General features: G+C 73.1%; 11 protein-coding genes. 8 read left to right on the top strand and 3 right to left on the bottom strand.

The window, feature by feature from the left end; genetic code table 11:
• The first annotated feature begins 605 nt into the window (after positions 1-605).
• From AC07B0_RS22100 to AC07B0_RS22090, 3 genes are read left to right on the top strand one after another with little or no spacing between them, the layout of a single operon-like run.
• Positions 606-1,157 (top strand): cysteine dioxygenase, encoded by a 552-nt coding sequence (locus AC07B0_RS22100; protein WP_356883576.1) that lies wholly within the window; start codon positions 606-608, stop codon positions 1,155-1,157.
• 13 nt (positions 1,158-1,170) lie between these two features.
• Positions 1,171-2,130 carry a 2-phospho-L-lactate transferase gene (cofD, locus tag AC07B0_RS22095; RefSeq protein ID WP_478898757.1) on the top strand — a complete coding sequence of 320 codons (960 nt, stop codon included), beginning with the start codon at positions 1,171-1,173 and terminating at the stop codon, positions 2,128-2,130.
• The gene (locus AC07B0_RS22090) at positions 2,127-3,422 is read left to right on the top strand and encodes a coenzyme F420-0:L-glutamate ligase (RefSeq protein ID WP_478867178.1); all 1,296 of its coding nucleotides are present in this window, start codon (positions 2,127-2,129) and stop codon (positions 3,420-3,422) included. The genes cofD and AC07B0_RS22090 overlap by 4 nt, the downstream gene beginning before the upstream one ends.
• Before the next feature lie 14 nt (positions 3,423-3,436).
• Here the strand turns inward: AC07B0_RS22090 and AC07B0_RS22085 are convergent, their stop codons facing one another.
• Positions 3,437-4,441, bottom strand: a complete 1,005-nt coding sequence (locus AC07B0_RS22085) for a DNA-3-methyladenine glycosylase family protein (protein ID WP_478898756.1) — start codon at positions 4,439-4,441, stop codon at positions 3,437-3,439.
• A 1,005-nt stretch (positions 4,442-5,446) separates the two neighbouring features.
• Positions 5,447-6,859 carry a peptidoglycan recognition protein family protein gene (locus AC07B0_RS22080; RefSeq protein ID WP_356880194.1) on the bottom strand — a complete coding sequence of 471 codons (1,413 nt, stop codon included), beginning with the start codon at positions 6,857-6,859 and terminating at the stop codon, positions 5,447-5,449.
• A gap of 139 nt (positions 6,860-6,998) precedes the next feature.
• Between AC07B0_RS22080 and AC07B0_RS22075 the strand changes: the two genes are divergently transcribed.
• The 4 genes from AC07B0_RS22075 to AC07B0_RS22060 all read left to right on the top strand — a co-directional run bounded on the left by AC07B0_RS22075 (position 6,999) and on the right by AC07B0_RS22060 (position 13,131).
• Complete coding sequence (locus tag AC07B0_RS22075) at positions 6,999-7,748, top strand: TIGR03089 family protein (RefSeq protein ID WP_478898755.1); 750 nt, start codon at positions 6,999-7,001, stop codon at positions 7,746-7,748.
• Between the two features lie 273 nt (positions 7,749-8,021).
• On the top strand, positions 8,022-9,257 hold the full coding sequence (locus AC07B0_RS22070; protein WP_356880198.1) for an LCP family protein: 1,236 nt from the start codon (positions 8,022-8,024) through the stop codon (positions 9,255-9,257).
• Between the two features lie 223 nt (positions 9,258-9,480).
• On the top strand, positions 9,481-11,220 hold the full coding sequence (locus tag AC07B0_RS22065; RefSeq protein ID WP_478898754.1) for an LCP family protein: 1,740 nt from the start codon (positions 9,481-9,483) through the stop codon (positions 11,218-11,220).
• 195 nt (positions 11,221-11,415) lie between these two features.
• Positions 11,416-13,131 carry an LCP family protein gene (locus AC07B0_RS22060; RefSeq protein WP_478898768.1) on the top strand — a complete coding sequence of 572 codons (1,716 nt, stop codon included), beginning with the start codon at positions 11,416-11,418 and terminating at the stop codon, positions 13,129-13,131.
• Between the two features lie 71 nt (positions 13,132-13,202).
• Here AC07B0_RS22060 and AC07B0_RS22055 read toward each other — a convergent pair whose 3' ends face one another.
• The gene (locus AC07B0_RS22055; protein ID WP_356880204.1) at positions 13,203-14,243 is read right to left on the bottom strand and encodes a glycosyltransferase family 2 protein; all 1,041 of its coding nucleotides are present in this window, start codon (positions 14,241-14,243) and stop codon (positions 13,203-13,205) included.
• Between the two features lie 168 nt (positions 14,244-14,411).
• On the opposite strand from AC07B0_RS22055, the gene AC07B0_RS22050 reads away from it, so the two are divergent.
• Positions 14,412-15,896: an LCP family protein gene (locus AC07B0_RS22050; RefSeq protein WP_469380346.1), complete on the top strand. Its 1,485-nt coding sequence runs from the start codon at positions 14,412-14,414 to the stop codon at positions 15,894-15,896.
• Positions 15,897-15,899: the final 3 nt, after the last annotated feature.

Here is a 15,899-nt window from a genome sequence, read left to right as displayed (position 1 = left end):
GCCGTTACTGATCGCTACGTAACGACACGAGTGAAATTACAAGTGTGTGGCTCCTGCGCAGTCAAGCCGGGATCTGCTATTGGGCCCCTTATTCACTCTGCGGAACCAAGCGTATGCAGAAAGTGTTCATATCGCCAAAAATCGTGACACATGCCACAGGTATCACGAGGGTGACCCCCTCCCCAGTGGTCGACGCGTCACTCCGAAGGAGGGGTTGCGATCCGGCCGAACATGCGGCGCGGATCACATTCCGGTCACGAGTGGAGCCGACTGGTTTGAAGGGGGTTTCGGCGGTACTTGACCGCCACATCCCCTGGTGTGGACTGCACAAACCTTTCTCCGCGCACGGTAACCGGATGAGGTGAAACTTTTCCCTCAAACCGGACATTGGGTTGACAGTCCGACCCTTCCCCCGTTCTCCTTGTCTTCATGTCAGCGCCCGCAGCCGCCACCCGGACCCCCATTCGTGGGTTCCTGCGTGCTGCCCAGGTTCGCTGTTGCTGTTGCAGCTGTTGATGCCCCCGGAGCCCCGGCTCCCGTGAGCACCGGCCACACCCCCACAGCAACCGCCCCGCACGACTGACATCCGTCGAGGAACCCCCACGATGAACAGCGCCGCCGCACCCACCACCGCCGCCGCCGTCACCGCGCCCGCCGCCCCCGCCGTCACCGAGAGCGACCTCCAGATCGCCGGCGACATCCTCTCCGTCCAGCACCTCCTCCAGCCCGCCCGCGAGCACCCGGCCACCGTCGCCGAGTTCGTCGGCCTCGCCCGCTCCATCGCCGCGGACCGCGCGAGCTGGGAACACCTCGTCCAGTACGACGCCACCACCCGCTGGTACCACCGCCTGCGCACCGGCCCCGGCTACGAGGTCTGGCTGCTCAGCTGGGTCCCCGGCCAGGGCAGCGGCCTCCACGGCCACGGCGACTCCTCCGGCGTCCTGACCGTCCTCGACGGCGAACTCACCGAGCACAGCCCGCGCGGCCCCCTCGCCCTCGGCCCCGGATCCCAGCGCGTCTTCGCCCCCGGCTACGCCCACGAGGTCGTCAACGACACCCTCGACGGAGCGGTCAGCCTGCACGTCTACTTCCCCGGCCTCACCGAGATGCCGATGCACAGCTGCTCCCCGGCCCACCAGGCGCACGTCACCGCCTGACAGACTGCGGCACATGCGCATTGTTGTTCTGGCCGGCGGCATCGGCGGCGCCCGTTTCCTCCGCGGACTCAAGTCGGCGGTTCCCGACGCGGACATCACGGTCATCGGCAACACCGGTGACGACATTCACCTGTTCGGGCTCAAGGTGTGCCCCGATCTGGACACGGTGATGTACACCCTCGGCGGTGGCATCAACGAGGACCAGGGCTGGGGACGCACCGACGAGTCCTTCACCGTCAAGGAGGAACTCGCCGCCTACGGCGTCGGACCCACCTGGTTCGGCCTCGGCGACCGCGACTTCGCCACCCACATCGTCCGCACGCAGATGCTCGGCGCCGGCTACCCGCTCAGCGCCGTCACCGAAGCCCTCTGCGACCGCTGGCAGCCCGGCGTCCGGCTGCTCCCCATGTCCGACGACCGGGTCGAGACCCACGTCGCCGTCACCGACGCCGAAACCGGCGAACGCCGCGTCGTCCACTTCCAGGAGTACTGGGTCCGGCTGCGCGCGGCGCCGGACGCCGAAGCCGTCGTCCCCGTGGGCGCCGAGCAGGCCAAGCCCGCACCCGGCGTCCTGGAGGCCATCGCCGCCGCCGACGTCATCCTCTTCCCGCCGTCCAACCCCGTCGTGTCCGTCGGCACCATCCTCGCCGTCCCCGGCATCCGCGAGGCCGTGGCCGCCGCCGACGCCCCCGTCATCGGCCTCTCCCCCATCGTCGGGGGCGCCCCCGTACGCGGCATGGCCGACAAGGTCCTCGCCGCCGTGGGCGTCGAATCCACCGCCGCCGCCGTCGCCCTGCACTACGGCACCGGGCTGCTCGACGGCTGGCTCGTGGACACCGCCGACACGGCCGCCGTCACCGAGGTCGAGGCCGCCGGCATCACCTGCCGCGCCGTCCCGCTGATGATGACCGACCTCGACGCGACCGCCGCGATGGCCCGGGCCGCACTGGACCTGGCGGAGTCCTCCCGGTGACCGTTCCCTCGTACGAGGTCCACGCCGTCCCCGGCATCCCCGAGGTCCGGCCCGGCGACGACCTCGCGGCGCTCATCGCCGCCGCCGCACCCGGCCTGCGCGACGGAGACGTCCTCCTCGTCACCTCGAAGATCGTCTCCAAGGCCGAGGGCCGCATCACCGAGGCCTCCTCCCGCGAGGACGCCATCGACGCCGAGACCGTCCGCGTCGTCGCCCGCCGGGGCACGCTGCGCGTCGTCGAGAACCGGCAGGGCCTGGTCATGGCCGCCGCCGGGGTCGACGCCTCCAACACCGCGCCCGGCACCGTCCTGCTCCTGCCCGAGGACCCGGACGCCTCCGCCGCCGCCCTCCGCGAAGGTCTCCGTACGGCCCTGTCCGTCGACGTCGGCGTCATCGTCACCGACACCTTCGGGCGGCCCTGGCGCACCGGGCTGACCGACGTCGCCATCGGCGCGGCCGGCGTGCGCGTCCTGGACGACCTGCGCGGCGGCACCGACGCCCACGGCAACCCGCTCAGCGCCACCGTCGTGGCCACCGCCGACGAACTCGCCGCCGCCGGTGACCTCGTCAAGGGCAAGGCCGCCGGGCTGCCCGTCGCCGTCGTCCGGGGCCTGGGCCACCTGCGGGGCGAGGGCTCCACCGCCCGGGACCTGGTGCGCGCCCCCGCCGACGACATGTTCCGGCTCGGCACCTCGGAAGCCGTACGGGAAGCCGTCACGCAGCGGCGTACCGTACGCGCCTTCACCGACGAGCCGGTGGACCCCGGCGCGGTCCGGCGGGCCGTGGCCGCGGCCCTCACCGCCCCCGCCCCCCACCACACGACCCCGTGGCGGTTCGTGCTCCTGGAATCGCCCGCCGCGCGCCTGGAACTCCTCGACGCGATGCGCGACGCCTGGATCGAGGACCTGCGCCGGGACGGCAAGTCCGAGGAGTCCGTCGCCCGGCGGATCCGGCGCGGCGACGTCCTGCGGGCCGCGCCGTACCTCGTCGTGCCGTGCATGGTCACCGACGGCGCGCACGACTACGGGCACGCCCGGCGGGACGCGGCCGAACGGGAGATGTTCGTCGTCGCCACCGGCGCCGGCGTGCAGAACTTCCTCGTCGCGCTGGCCGGGGAACGGCTCGGCTCGGCGTGGGTGTCCTCGACGATGTTCTGCCGGGACGTGGTGCGCAAGGTGCTCGGGCTGCCGGAGCACTGGGACCCGATGGGTGCGGTGGCCGTCGGCCACGCCGCCGAACCGCCCCGCGACCGGCCGCCCCGGCCGGTGGAGGAGTTCGTCGAGGTCCGCTGACCCGCCGGACCCCGTCAGAGCCGGCCGATGTCCCCCCGGGGCATACGGGGAGCGCGGCGGGGCGGGGTACGGCCCGCCAGCAGGACCAGGCGGGCCGCGCGGTGGCGCTGGCCCGCGTACGGGGCGAGGAGCTCCAGCATGACCGCGTCGTCGGCGTCCCGGTCGCCCGCGAGGGCGTAGCCGATGATGCCGGGCAGGTGCAGGTCGCCCGTGGTCACCGCGTCGGGGGCGCCGTTGCTGCGCTGGAGCGTCTCGGCGGAGGTCCACGGGCCGATCCCCGGGACGGCCTCCAGCCTGCGCGCCGCCTCGGGCAGCTCCATCGCCGCGGCCTCCTCCAGCCGGGCGGCCACCCGGGCGGCCCGCACGATGGTCCCGGACCGCTTGGCGTCCACCCCGGCCCGGTGCCAGTCCCAGGAGGGGATCAGCGCCCAGCCGCGGGCGTCCGGCATCACGTACATGTCCTGCGGCCCCGGGGCGGGCTCCCCGTGCCCGCGGACCAGCCGGCGCCAGGCGCGGTACGCCTCGTCGGAGGTGACCTTCTGCTCCAGCACGGTCGGGACCAGGGACTCCAGGACCAGCCCGGTACGGGTCAGGCGCAGGCCGGGGCGGCGGCGGTGGCTGGCGTGCAGCAGCCGGTGCCGGGGGACGAACGCGGTCGGGTCGTCGCCCGCGCCGAGCAGTTCGGGGAGCCGGTCGAGGATCCAGTCGGCGCCCGGGCCCCAGGCCTCGGCGTCCACGGCCCCGCCGTGACGGGACACGCGCAGCGTCGCCGCGCCTTCGGGGGTCCGGGTCGCCCGCCAGACGGAGCCGTCGGGAGTGGTGCGGAAGGTAGGGTCGCCGGGGCCGCGGCGGAGCGGGCCGAGCGTGAGCCCGAGGTCGAGGGGGCCGTCCGGCGCCCAGCTCCGGGCCTTGGAGCCGGACCCGGCCGCGCGGGCGTGGCCGTGGCCGTGGCCCGGCGGGACGTCGGTACGGCCGCCGCGCACGCCGGTGCGGGTGAGGGGGTCGGGGGCAGAAGCCACCCCCCGAGCCTATCCCCTGGCCGGGGGACGACCCGGCCCCCAGCCGTCCCCGGCACCCGCCGCCGGGGGTACGCCTCCGGGGGGTGCCCCGCCCGCCGGGGGCACGCCACGGGGGACGCCGCCGGGGGGTACCCCGCTGCGCGGGCGGCCGGAGCCCGGGGTGTGCGGCTGCGCGGCGGCCGCAGCCTGGGGTGCGTGGCTGCGCGGGCCATCGCCGCCCGGGGTGTGCGGCTGCGCGGGCCATCGCCGGCCGGGGTGTGCCGCTGCGCGGGGCCGTCCCCTACCCGCCCTTCCACCGTTCCCGCCTCAAACGCCGGCGCGGCTCAGGCCAACCCCCGGGGGCTCCGCCCCCGAACCCCCACGCCTCAAACGCCGGCGAGGCTGAAACGCCGAAAACCGTCCAGAGCTGGACAAGCCCGGTGCGCGAGGCGGGAGCCACCCGGCGGAGCCGGGAGCCGTCCCGGGCCGGACATGCCCGGCGGAGCCGGGACCCCTGGGGCTCCGCCCCAGACCCCGCGCCTCAAACGACGGCGAGGCTGGATGTGGCCAGGCTGGAGCAGCACCGCGAGGCTGGATATGGCTCGGCCCGGCTGGAGCAGCACCGCAGGGCGGTAGGCCGGCCAAGCCTGGGCAGCGCGACTGAGGTAGGCGCGGAACCGTCCCCGGCCGGGGCGAGGACTGAGGTAGGCCCGAGAGACCGAACGGGCCCGGAACCGACCCGGGCCGGGGGCGGGGACGGGGTGGGGGGTCGGCCGGGGCTCAAACGTGATTTGTTGGCGCCCTGCTCCGACCAACAGGCAAGTCCCGAACAGGCGCCATAAATCATGCCCGCCCCGGACGACCCCCCACCCCGGCCCCGACCCCGGCCCCACCCGCAGCCACCCACCACGGGAACGGCCCGGGCCGGGGCGGCAGCCCCGCCCCACCCAACCGGGCCCGGGGCCGCAGCCCCATCGCACCCCGCCCGGCCAGGGCAGGGGTCCCGTCAACCCCCGGCCGGCCAGGTCAGGGGCGGCCCTGGAGGTGTGCCGACGTCGTGCGGGTCGGGGGGAGCTGGCCGTAGAGGAGGCGGCCGGGGCATTCCGTCGCGAAGCCGTCCCGGTGGCCCGAGATGACGTTGAGCTTCACGCTGCTGCCCTTCTTGTACAGGTTCCCGCCGCCCGACTTCAGGGTGGCCTTCGCCCGCGGGTCCACCCCGAACAGGCCGAGCTTCCACGCCGTGAGCTGCGCGACCGCGTTCACCGCCGGAGCCGGCGGGGCCGTCGTCGAGTAGGAGCCGATCACCGCGATGCCCATGCTGTCGGTGTTGAAGCCCATGGTGTGCGCGCCGAGGACGGCCTTGGCGACTCCGCCCGCCCGCCCCTCGTAGACGGTGCCGCACTTGTCGACGGCGAAGTTGTAGCCGATGTCGCGCCAGCCGCTGCTGATGACGTGGTAGCGGTACAGGCTGCGCAGCACCGCCGGGGCGTCCTTGCAGGCGTAGTTGTTGCCGGAGGCGCTGTGGTGGACGAAGGCGGCCTTGACGGTGTTCGTGTAGACGAACGCCTTCTCGCGCAGGCTCTCGTCGGCCCCCCAGCCCTTGCGGGTGACGATGCGCGGGCGCGGGCCGATGTACGGGGCGGCCTTCCCCGCGGCGCCCTGCCCGGCGAGGACCGCGTCGGCGGTGGAGTCGGCCTTGTCGAGGGCGACGATCTCGTGGGCTCCGAGCGGGGCCATCGGGAGGTTCGCGGAGGAGGCCTCCGTCATCTCCATGGTCATGCCGGGCAGGGCGCCCAGCTCGCCCTTGTCGTCCCCCGGAGGGACCCCGTCGGCGGTGCCGTTCTTGCCGTCGGTCCCCGCGGGCGGCTGGTCCGCTCCGGGATCGACGAGTTCGATGCGCATGCCGGACGGCAGCCGGGACGCGGCCCGGGTGCCGGTCTCGCCGGCCTCGGCCTGGACCCGGACCTCGACGGCGTCGGACGCGCCGACCCACAGGGGGGCGGTGCTGCCGCGGACGCGTCCGGTACCGCGTTCCGCCGCGTCGGGGTCGGCGGCGTGTTCGCTGTTGTGGGTCTCCACGTCCTGCCAGCCGGACCAGGTGGCCGTCTCCGTGGAGCGGGTGCGGACCTGGACCCGGCCGTGGAGCTGGGTGCTCGCGTCGTCCCAGACGACGCCGACCAGCGAGAACGTCTTGACCTCGCGCGCGGCCAGGCCCCGTGCTTCGGGCAGGCCGGGCGAGGCGCTCATGCCGGGCACACCGGGGATCCGGCCGGCCGGGGCCCCCAGGGGGACGAGCGGCAGCGACTGGGTGGACCCGGCGGGGGTCTCGGGGGCGACCGTGCCGGACTGAGCGGCCAGGGCCGGAGTGGTGAGGGCGAGCGGCAGGACCAGTGCGGCAGCCGTCGCGACGCCGATCGAGGAAGCAAGGAATCCACGCATGGAAGCGATGCTGGGCACAGTCACCACGAAGCGCCATCGCAGAACTGACGATCCGTCCGATGCCAGGGGCGGCCGCCTCCCCTGGACGGCCGAGCCGTTGCCCTCCGTACGGGGGACGGGCCCGCGTACGCTGGGCCGGGTGAACGCAACCGACCGCACCCCTGCCGACCTGCTGCGATCCGCCCTGGCCGCGGATCCGGGCCGCCCGCTCGTCACCTTCTACGACGACGCCACGGGCGAGCGCGTGGAATTGTCCGTCGCCACCTTCGCCAATTGGGTGGCCAAGACCGCCAACCTGCTCCAGGGCGACCTGGCCGCCGAGCCGGGCGACCGGCTCGCGCTGCTGCTCCCGGCGCACTGGCAGAGCGCCGTGTGGCTGCTCGCCTGCGCCTCGGTCGGGGTGGTGGCCGAGGTGGGCGGGGATCCGGCCGGCGCGGACCTGGTGGTGAGCGGTCCGGACACCCTGGACGAGGCCCGCGCCTGCTCGGGCGAGCGGGTCGCGCTCGCGCTGCGTCCGCTGGGCGGGCGGTTCCCGCAGCCGCCGGCCGGGTTCGCGGACTACGCGGTGGAGGTGCCGGGGCAGGGTGACCGGTTCGCGCCGTTCGCCCCCGTGGACGCGGACGGGCCGGGCCTCGTGGTCGGCGGCGAGGAGTTCACGTACGCGGAGGTCGTCGGCCGGGCCCGTGAGGACGCGGCCGGGCTGGGTCTCGGGGAGGGGTCCCGGGTGCTGTCGGGGCTCGGCTACGACACCTGGGAGGGGCTGTCCGCGGGGCTCTTCGGGGCGCTGGCCACCGGCGGCTCCGTGGTGCTCTGCCGGAACCTGGACGCGCTGTCCCAGGCGGGGCTGGCGCAGCGGGTGGAGAGCGAGCGGGTCACCCGCACCGTCTGACCGTCCGCGGGCCCCGCCACCCGGAGCCCGTCCCGCCGGCCACATCGCCCCGGTCACGTCCCGCCTGGGCCGTCACCCAGGGCCGTCACCCGGGCCGACCGGTCCGCCGCCGCCCCGGTCGCGTACGGGTGACTTCACACGATTTGTCACCCGTACGGCCCTTTACGGACCCCGCCCCCGGGCCGCTCCCGTCGCCCGGGGGCAGGATCGGCTCCAGGCCGTGCTCATCCGTACGGCTCGTCGTGCCACGGCGCCCGAGGGGACGGAACGCGAGTGACGGACAGCGCGGACATACCGGACGGCGCCGGGGCGCCCGGGGGCCGTCCCGGCCTGCCGGCAGACCGCAGGCGCCGGCTGCTGCGCTGGATCGGTCTCGGCCTGGCCCTGCTGGTGCTGACCGGGGCCGCGGTGGGCTGGTGGCTGTACGTGAAGCTCGACGGGAACATCACCTCGGACACCTCGGCCGCCGCCGAGCTGGAGCGCTACGAGCGGGAGCGGCCCTCCCACTTCGCGACCGGCGCGCAGAACGTCCTGCTGATCGGCTCGGACTCCCGCGCGGGCGAGCGGAACTCCGGCTACGGGCAGGACCGGGGCACCCAGCGCTCGGACACGACGATCCTGCTGCACCTGGCGGCGGGCCGGAAGAGCGCGACGGCGGTGTCGATACCGCGCGACCTGCTGACGGACATACCGAGCTGCCTGAAGCCGGACGGCACCCGCACCGGCGAGCGGTTCGCCCAGTTCAACTGGGCCTTCGAATGGGGCGGGACCGCCTGCACGATCCGTACGGTGGAGAAGCTCACCGGGATCCGGATCGACCACCACATGGTGGTGGACTTCGGCGGGTTCAAGAAGATGGTCGACGCCGTCGGCGGGGTGGAGGTGTGCCTCAAGGAGCCGGTGGACGACGCGGAGGCGCGGCTGCGGCTCGCGGCCGGACGCCATCTGCTCCGGGGCGAGCAGGCACTCGGCTTCGTGCGCGCCCGGCAGAGCCTCGGCAACGGCAGCGACACCCAACGGATGGAGCGCCAGCAGCAGTTCCTCGGTTCGCTCGTGAAGAAGGTGCAGAGCAACGGGGTCCTGCTGAACCCGGGCCGGCTCTACCCGCTGCTGGACGCGGCGACGTCCTCGGTGACCACGGACCCGGGGCTCGCCTCCTTGCGCGGTCTGTACGAACTCGTACGGGGCGTAAGGGACATACCGACCGAGCAGGTCAAGTTCCTGACCGTACCGCGCCGCCCGTACCCCTCGAATCCCAACCGGGACGAACTGGTCGAGCCGGACGCCTCCCGGCTGTTCGAGCAGTTGCGCATGGACCGGCCGCTGAAGGTCACCCCGCCCGAGCCCGGGTCGGACCGCGAAAGCACCGGGTTCCTACGGGAATCGGCGCAAGCGCGGGCGGAGGACGAAAGGACGCGCGACCCGGACGGCAAAACCGGAACCGGCGCCGCCCCCACGCCCGTCCCCACGTTCACGGGAACGACGGCGGGTCCGGCCGATTGCCGGTAAAGCAATCCAAAAAGCCGGTGGCCAACCGAGCCGGTTGGGGGTTTTGGCCCGTTATAAGGGGAGTGGGTTTTGTCACCGGCATGGTTTGCAGCTGACCTGGCCGGATAAGGTGAGCGATCCGGTGCACCGGCCGGCCAAGAGGCCGTGCACCAGCAGCCGGATCGTTGACCGCGTGCCTGGGGGGAGGCGCGTCGCGAAGCACCGACGGAGGATTCGAGCAACCGTGGATGCGCAAAGCCGTGGGCGGGCGGACGAAATCGACCCCGCAGACCAGTGGGTCCTCAATCCCCGCACTGGCAACTACGAACTGCGACTGGGCCATTCCCCTGCGCAGCAGCCCACCGTCACGGCCCCCCGCAGATCCCGCAGAGGCACGGCCGCGCCGGCCGCACCGGGAACCGCCTCCCCCGCGGTCCCGAAGCCGCGCCGGGGCGAGGGCCCGCCCGGCGGACGGCGCGGAGGGCGCTCCCGCAAGGGCGGCGGCGCCTCGGAGCGGCGCCGCAAGCGCCTGGCGGTCACCGGCGGGACCCTGGCGTTCCTGCTGGTCGGCGGCTCGTTGGGCGCGTACCTGTACTACGAGCACCTGAACGGCAACCTGAACGTCATCGACACGGGGCGCAAGGCGGGCAGCTTCAAGAAGGACCAGCCGATCAACATCCTGGTCATCGGCACGGACAAGCGCAGCGGCAAGGGCAACGAGGGCTACGGGGACGCGGAGAGCGTCGGTCACGCCGACACCACGATCCTCTTCCACGTGTCGAAGGACCGCTCCAACGCCACCGCCCTGTCCATCCCGCGCGACCTGATCACCGACATCCCCGCCTGCCCGACGAAGACGAACGGCGCGGTGAAGGAGATCCCCGGCACCAAGGGCACCCGCTTCAACAACAGCCTGGGCCAGGAGGGGCGGGACCCGGGCTGTGTGATGCGTACGGTCGAGGAGCTCACGGGCGTCCCGGTCGACAACTTCATGATGGTCGACTTCAACGCGGTGAAGGCGCTGAGCACGGCGGTCGGCGGGGTGCCGGTGTGCGTGGAGAAGGACGTCAAGGACAAGGCCTCCAAGCTGGACCTGAAGGCGGGCGAGCACCGGCTGGCCGGCGAGGACGCGCTGGCCTTCGTACGGACCCGGCACGCGTTCGGTCTGGAGAGCGACCTCGACCGGATCAAGACCCAGCAGCAGTTCCTGGGTTCGATGATGCGCGAGATGAAGTCCAAGGAAACGCTGACCAGTCCGAAGAAGTTCTTCTCGCTCGCGGAGGCGGCCACCAAGTCGCTGACCGTGGACCAGGGCCTCGGATCCATCGGCAAGCTCACCGACCTGGCCGGTGAGTTGAAGGCCATAGACCTCAAGAACGTCACCTTCACGACGCTCCCGGTGCTCGACAACCCGAACGAACCCCCCAACCGGAAGGCGACCGTCGTCGTCAACCACGCCCAGGCGGATCCGCTGCTGGAGATGATCCGGGGGGACGTCTCGCTCACCGAGGTGGAGAAGCAGAAGGACGCCGCCAAGGCGGCGGCCGACACCGAAGCGAAGAACAAGCAGGACGCGCTGCTCCAGGGCAACCGCGCACCGGCCGGCGACGTCCGGGTGGAGGTCTACAACGGCGGCGGCCCCTCCGGATCCGCCTCCACCACCCTGTCCTGGCTCCAGCAGAGCAAGGGCGTCTACCGGGCGAGCAACCACGGCAACGCCGCCGTGAAGCTCGGCAGCACCCAGCTGGAGTACGCCCCCAACCAGGCGGACCAGGCACGGGCGCTGGCGGACATGATGGGGCTGCCCGCCACCGCCCTGAAGGTCGGTACGGCGGACGCCGCCCCGAAGGCCCCGATGAAGCTGACGCTGGGCGCCGACTTCAAGGAGCCCGGGACCCCGCTGGGGGCGCCCGCGGCGGCTCCGCAGCAGGCTCCGGAAGGGCTCCAGCGCACCGAGGCGGACAAGGCGGTCTGCGCGCGGTGACCGGCCGACCGACCGGTCCGGGCTCCGCGCCGGGCCCGGGCGGCGCCGCGGTGCGCGCCGGGGTGCGGGCCCACGGACGGCGCTTAGGGGCGCCGTTCACAGAAAGACCGCCGAAACTGGCGGGCGGTAGCCGGTAGGACCGGCACCACACCGACCGTAGTGATCTTGAGGGGGGTACGCGTGAGGCACAGCAGCATGCGGGGGGAGGGGGCGCCCGACCAGGATGCCGGCGGCATAGCCGGCGGTGCGGGGGCGGTCGGCACGGTGCCCCCGCAGAGGAAGGGTTCCACCGGCTCCGGGCCCGCGGGCGGCGGGCTCCCGGTCCGGCGGCGCAAGCGCCGGACCCTGTTCTGGGTGGCGTCCGTGACGGCGTTCCTGATCCTGGGGACCTCGGCGGCCGGGTACCTCTACTACCGGCACCTCGACGGCAACATCCGCAGCGGCCAGCGCCTGAGCGGCGACAGCAGCGTGGAGAAGTCCCGCGCCAACGCCAAGGGCCAGCGGCCGCTGAACATCCTGCTGCTGGGCTCGGACAGCCGGAACAAGCCGGAGAACCTGGAGCTCGGCGGCAGTCACGACAGCGTCGGAGCGCCTCCGCTCGCGGACGTGCAGATGCTGCTCCACGTGTCGGCCGACCGGGAGAACGCCTCCGTGGTGAGCATCCCGCGCGACACCCGGGTCGAGATACCCGAGTGCACGGACCCGAAGACCGGCGAGAAGTTCAAGAAGACCAACGCGATGATCAACGAGACCCTCGGGCGCGGGGGTCCCGGCTGCACCCTGGCCACCTGGGAGAAGCTGACCAACGTCTACATCGACCACTGGATGATGATCGACTTCAGTGGTGTGGTGCAGATGGCCGACGCGATAGGCGGGGTCCCGGTCTGCGTCAAGGACAACGTCTGGGACCGTCCCCTGCCCACCTCCCCCGGCGGCTCCGGCCTCAAGCTGCCCGCCGGCACCACCAAGGTCAAGGGCGAGCAGGCCCTCCAGTGGCTGCGCACCCGCCACGCCTTCAGCAGCGACCTGGGCCGGGCACAGGCCCAGCACATGTACATGAACTCGATGATGCGCGAGCTCAAGGGCCAGAACGCCTTCACCGACGTCGGCCGGATCACGGCCCTGGCCGAGGCCGGCACGAAGGCGCTGGAGGTCTCCGAGGAGATCGGCTCGGTCAAGAAGCTCTTCAACCTGGCCATGGAGCTCAAGCACGTCCCGACCAACCGCATCACGATGACGACGATGCCGACCTTCCCCGACCCGCGGGACGGGAACCGGCTCGTGGTGAACACAACGGACGCCGAGAAGATGTGGACGATGCTCCGCAAGGACGTCGCCTTCGACAAGAACGGCGCCCCGCAGGCGCCCGAGGCCTCCGCGAGCGCCGGCCCGCAGCCGTCGGCCGGTTCCCCGCAGCCCGCCGCGAGCGCCCCCCAGCCCGCCGCGAGCTCCGCGCAGCCGTCCGCGCCCGGCCAGGAGTCCTCCAAGCCCCCGGTCACCGCCAACGACAAGATCGCCGTGCACGTGGTCAACGGCACCGCGGCCGGCCTGCCGCTGGCGCCGAAGCGGGCGAGCGCGATCGCCGAGGCCCTGGTCACGAAGGGGTTCACCGCGGCCCGGGCGGACAGCGCGCTCACCCCGGAGAAGACCACCGTCGTGCGCTACCCGACCGCGGACCTCGCCGACGAGGCGCAGAGCGTCGCGGCCGCGATGGGGATCCCGGCGAGCGCGGTGCAGCAGTCGGCGCAGGTCTCCCGGCTCACGCTGATCGTGGGCGCCGACTGGCGCGAGGGCGCCGTCTACCCGCAGCAGGCGCCGCCCGAGGCCGGTTCGGTACCGGACACGGCCGACGCCCTCAACGGCTCGGACAGCGGGGCCTGCATGGAGGTGTACAAGCCGTACCGCTGGTAGGTCCGGCGGTGCGCGACGCGAAGGGGTGACCCCGTCCCGCGAGGGACCGGGTCACCCCTTCCGCGTACCGCTCAGACCTCCGTGGAGTCCCGTCGCACCGACGGGCGGCGGCTGGCGATGACCTTGGCCGCGAGCGAGCGCGGGCTGGTCAGGAAGCCGAAGCCCCAGCACATGTGCATGGTGGCCAGCGCCACGGGGATCTGCGCCCGCGCCTTGAGCCCCAGTCCCTTGCCGGCGGGTACGGAACCGGCGGTGATCGCCGCGAGGTAGCCGGCCGGGACCGCGAACGCCCACGGGGTGAGCGTCGCGCCCGCCACCAGGCCGGCCGCGATCGCGCAGACGGCGGTCGGCGGGGCCAGGTAGCGCAGGTTGATCGAGCCGGCGTGGTAGCGGGCCACCACGTGCCGCCAGCGGCCGTAGTCCTTGTACTGCTTGGCCAGCGCCCGTACGGACGGGCGGGGGCGGTACTGGACCTTCAGCTCGGGCGAGAACCAGATGAGCCCGCCGGCCTCGCGGATGCGGAAGTTCAGCTCCCAGTCCTGGGCGCGGATGAACTCCTCGTTGTAGCCGCCCTGCTGTTCGAGGGCCTCGCGGCGGAAGACGCCGAGGTAGACGGTCTCGGCCGGGCCGGCCTGTCCGCCCGTGTGGAAGGCCGCGTTGCCGACGCCGATCTTCGAGGTCATCGCGGCGGCGACGGCTTCCTCCCAGGCGTTCTCGCCCTCGGCGTGCATGATGCCGCCGACGTTCTGCGCTCCGGTCTCCTCCAGGAGCCGGACGGCGGTGGCGATGTAGTTCGGGGAGAGCATGCCGTGGCCGTCGACGCGGACGACGATCGGGTGGCGCGATGCCTTGATCGCGGCGTTCAGGGCGGCGGGCGTGCGGCCGGTCGGGTTCGGCACGGTGTGCACGCGTGCTCGTTCGTTCGAGGCGTTCTCGCGTACGAGCTCGGCGGCGATCTCGTCGGTGCGGTCCGTGGACGGCCCGAGCGCGATCACCACCTCCAGCTCGCCGGCGTACTCCTGTCCGAGGATGTGGCGGACGGAGTCACGCAGATGGCGCTCCTCGTTGAGCACCGGCATGATCACCGAGACTGCGGGCTGCTGCGCGGGCATGTGGTCCTTCAAGGTCGGGTATCGGTGTCACGTTACCGCGTACGGGGGAAACGGGTGCGCGCCGGACGAGCGGTACGGACAGAGGCTGATCGTATGGGCCTACTGTTCTGACGAATCCGGAGAATCAGCCGACCGTTGCCCTGCTGTCCCCCCGCGGAGGTGTCCCTCGTGCCCCAGCCGCACCGTCCCACCCGACCCGCCAGGCCGCCCCAGCCGCAGCGTGCGCGGCGGGGCGGTCCCCAGGCCCGGCGCCGGGGCGACAAGCCGCGGTGGGGGGTACGGATCGCGGCCGGACTGTCGGTGCTGGTGCTCGGGTCCGGGGCCGTCGGGCACGCCGTGATGACCGGTCTGGACACCGGGATCCAGCGGGTGGACCCCTTCAAGGACATGAAGAACCGCCCCCAGGCCGGGCACGGACTGAACTTCCTGCTCGTCGGCACCGACGGCCGGGACCGGGTCACCCCGGAGGAGAAGCGCGAGTACCGGCTCGGCGGCGCGCCCTGCCGCTGCACCGACACGATCATGCTGGTGCACCTGTCCGCCGACAAGGAGCGGGCCAGCGTCATCAGCCTGCCGCGGGACAGCTACGCCGAGGTCCCCGCCCACCACGACCTGGTGACCGGCAAACCGCACAAGGCCCACCCGGTGAAGCTGAACGCCGCCTACGCCGAGGGCGGGCCGAACCTGACCGTGCGCACCGTCGAGAACATGACCCGCGTGAAGATCGACCACTACCTGGAGGTCGACTTCACCAGCTTCATGAAGACCGTCGACGCCATGGGCGGCGTCGAGATCTGCACCGCCAAGACGATGCGCGACCCCTACACCGGCCTCGACCTGCTGCCCGGCACGCACCGGCTGACCGGCGGGCAGGCCCTGCAGTACGTGCGTTCCCGCCACGTCGACGGGGCCTCCGACCTCGGCCGGATGCAGCGCCAGCAGCGGTTCGTCGCCGCGCTGATCAAACAGGCCACCGGGGGCGGGGTGCTGCTGAACCCGGTGAAGTTCAAGGAGGTCAGCTCCACGCTGCTCGGCTCGGTCCGGGCCGACAAGGACTTCGGCTCGGAGCAGATGCTCGCCCTGGGGCAGGCCATGCGGGACTTCACCCCCTCCTCGTCCGAGTTCGCCTCGGTGCCGGTGGGGAACCCCTCGTACCCGGTCAAGGGCATCGGGTCGACGGTGAAGTGGGACGAGGCGAAGGCCGCGAAGCTCTTCGACTCGCTGCGCCGGGACCGGCCGCTGGCCCCCGCCCGCACCGGGGGTACCGGCCGGCCGGCCGCGGTGCCGGTCGACGTGCCGCCGGGCCAGATCAAGGTCCAGGTGGAGAACGGGACGCGGATCGACGGGCTCGGCGGCCGGGTGGACTCGGCCCTGCGCGCCACCGGCTTCGACACCACCCGGGCCCCGGGCAACGGCGCCAGCCGGGACGTCCGGCGCACGGTGATCGCGTACGACCCGCGGTGGGACCGCTCGGCGCGCACGGTGGCGACGGCGCTGCCCGGCAGCGAGCTGCGCGCGGTGCCGCGCCAGGGCCGCACGGTGCTGGTGATCGCCGGAGCGGACTACAAGAAGGTCGTGCGGGTGCGGGCGGAGGATCCGTACCAGGGCGCGTTCGGCGTGGTCACCGGCGACCAGGTGGTGTGCGGGAAGTAGCGG

The sequence above is a fragment of the Streptomyces sp. NPDC044704 genome, from assembly GCF_056433525.1.
This window is presented reverse-complemented; position numbering and strand designations above follow the sequence as displayed.

Coding starts and splice junctions, on each gene's coding strand:
- cofD (WP_478898757.1), top strand. CDS start 1,171: ATGCGCATTGTTGTTCTGGCCGGCGGCATCGGCGGCGCCCGTTTCCTC.
- AC07B0_RS22100 (WP_356883576.1), top strand. CDS start 606: ATGAACAGCGCCGCCGCACCCACCACCGCCGCCGCCGTCACCGCGCCC.
- AC07B0_RS22055 (WP_356880204.1), bottom strand. CDS start 14,243: ATGCCCGCGCAGCAGCCCGCAGTCTCGGTGATCATGCCGGTGCTCAAC.
- AC07B0_RS22080 (WP_356880194.1), bottom strand. CDS start 6,859: ATGCGTGGATTCCTTGCTTCCTCGATCGGCGTCGCGACGGCTGCCGCA.
- AC07B0_RS22060 (WP_478898768.1), top strand. CDS start 11,416: ATGCGGGGGGAGGGGGCGCCCGACCAGGATGCCGGCGGCATAGCCGGC.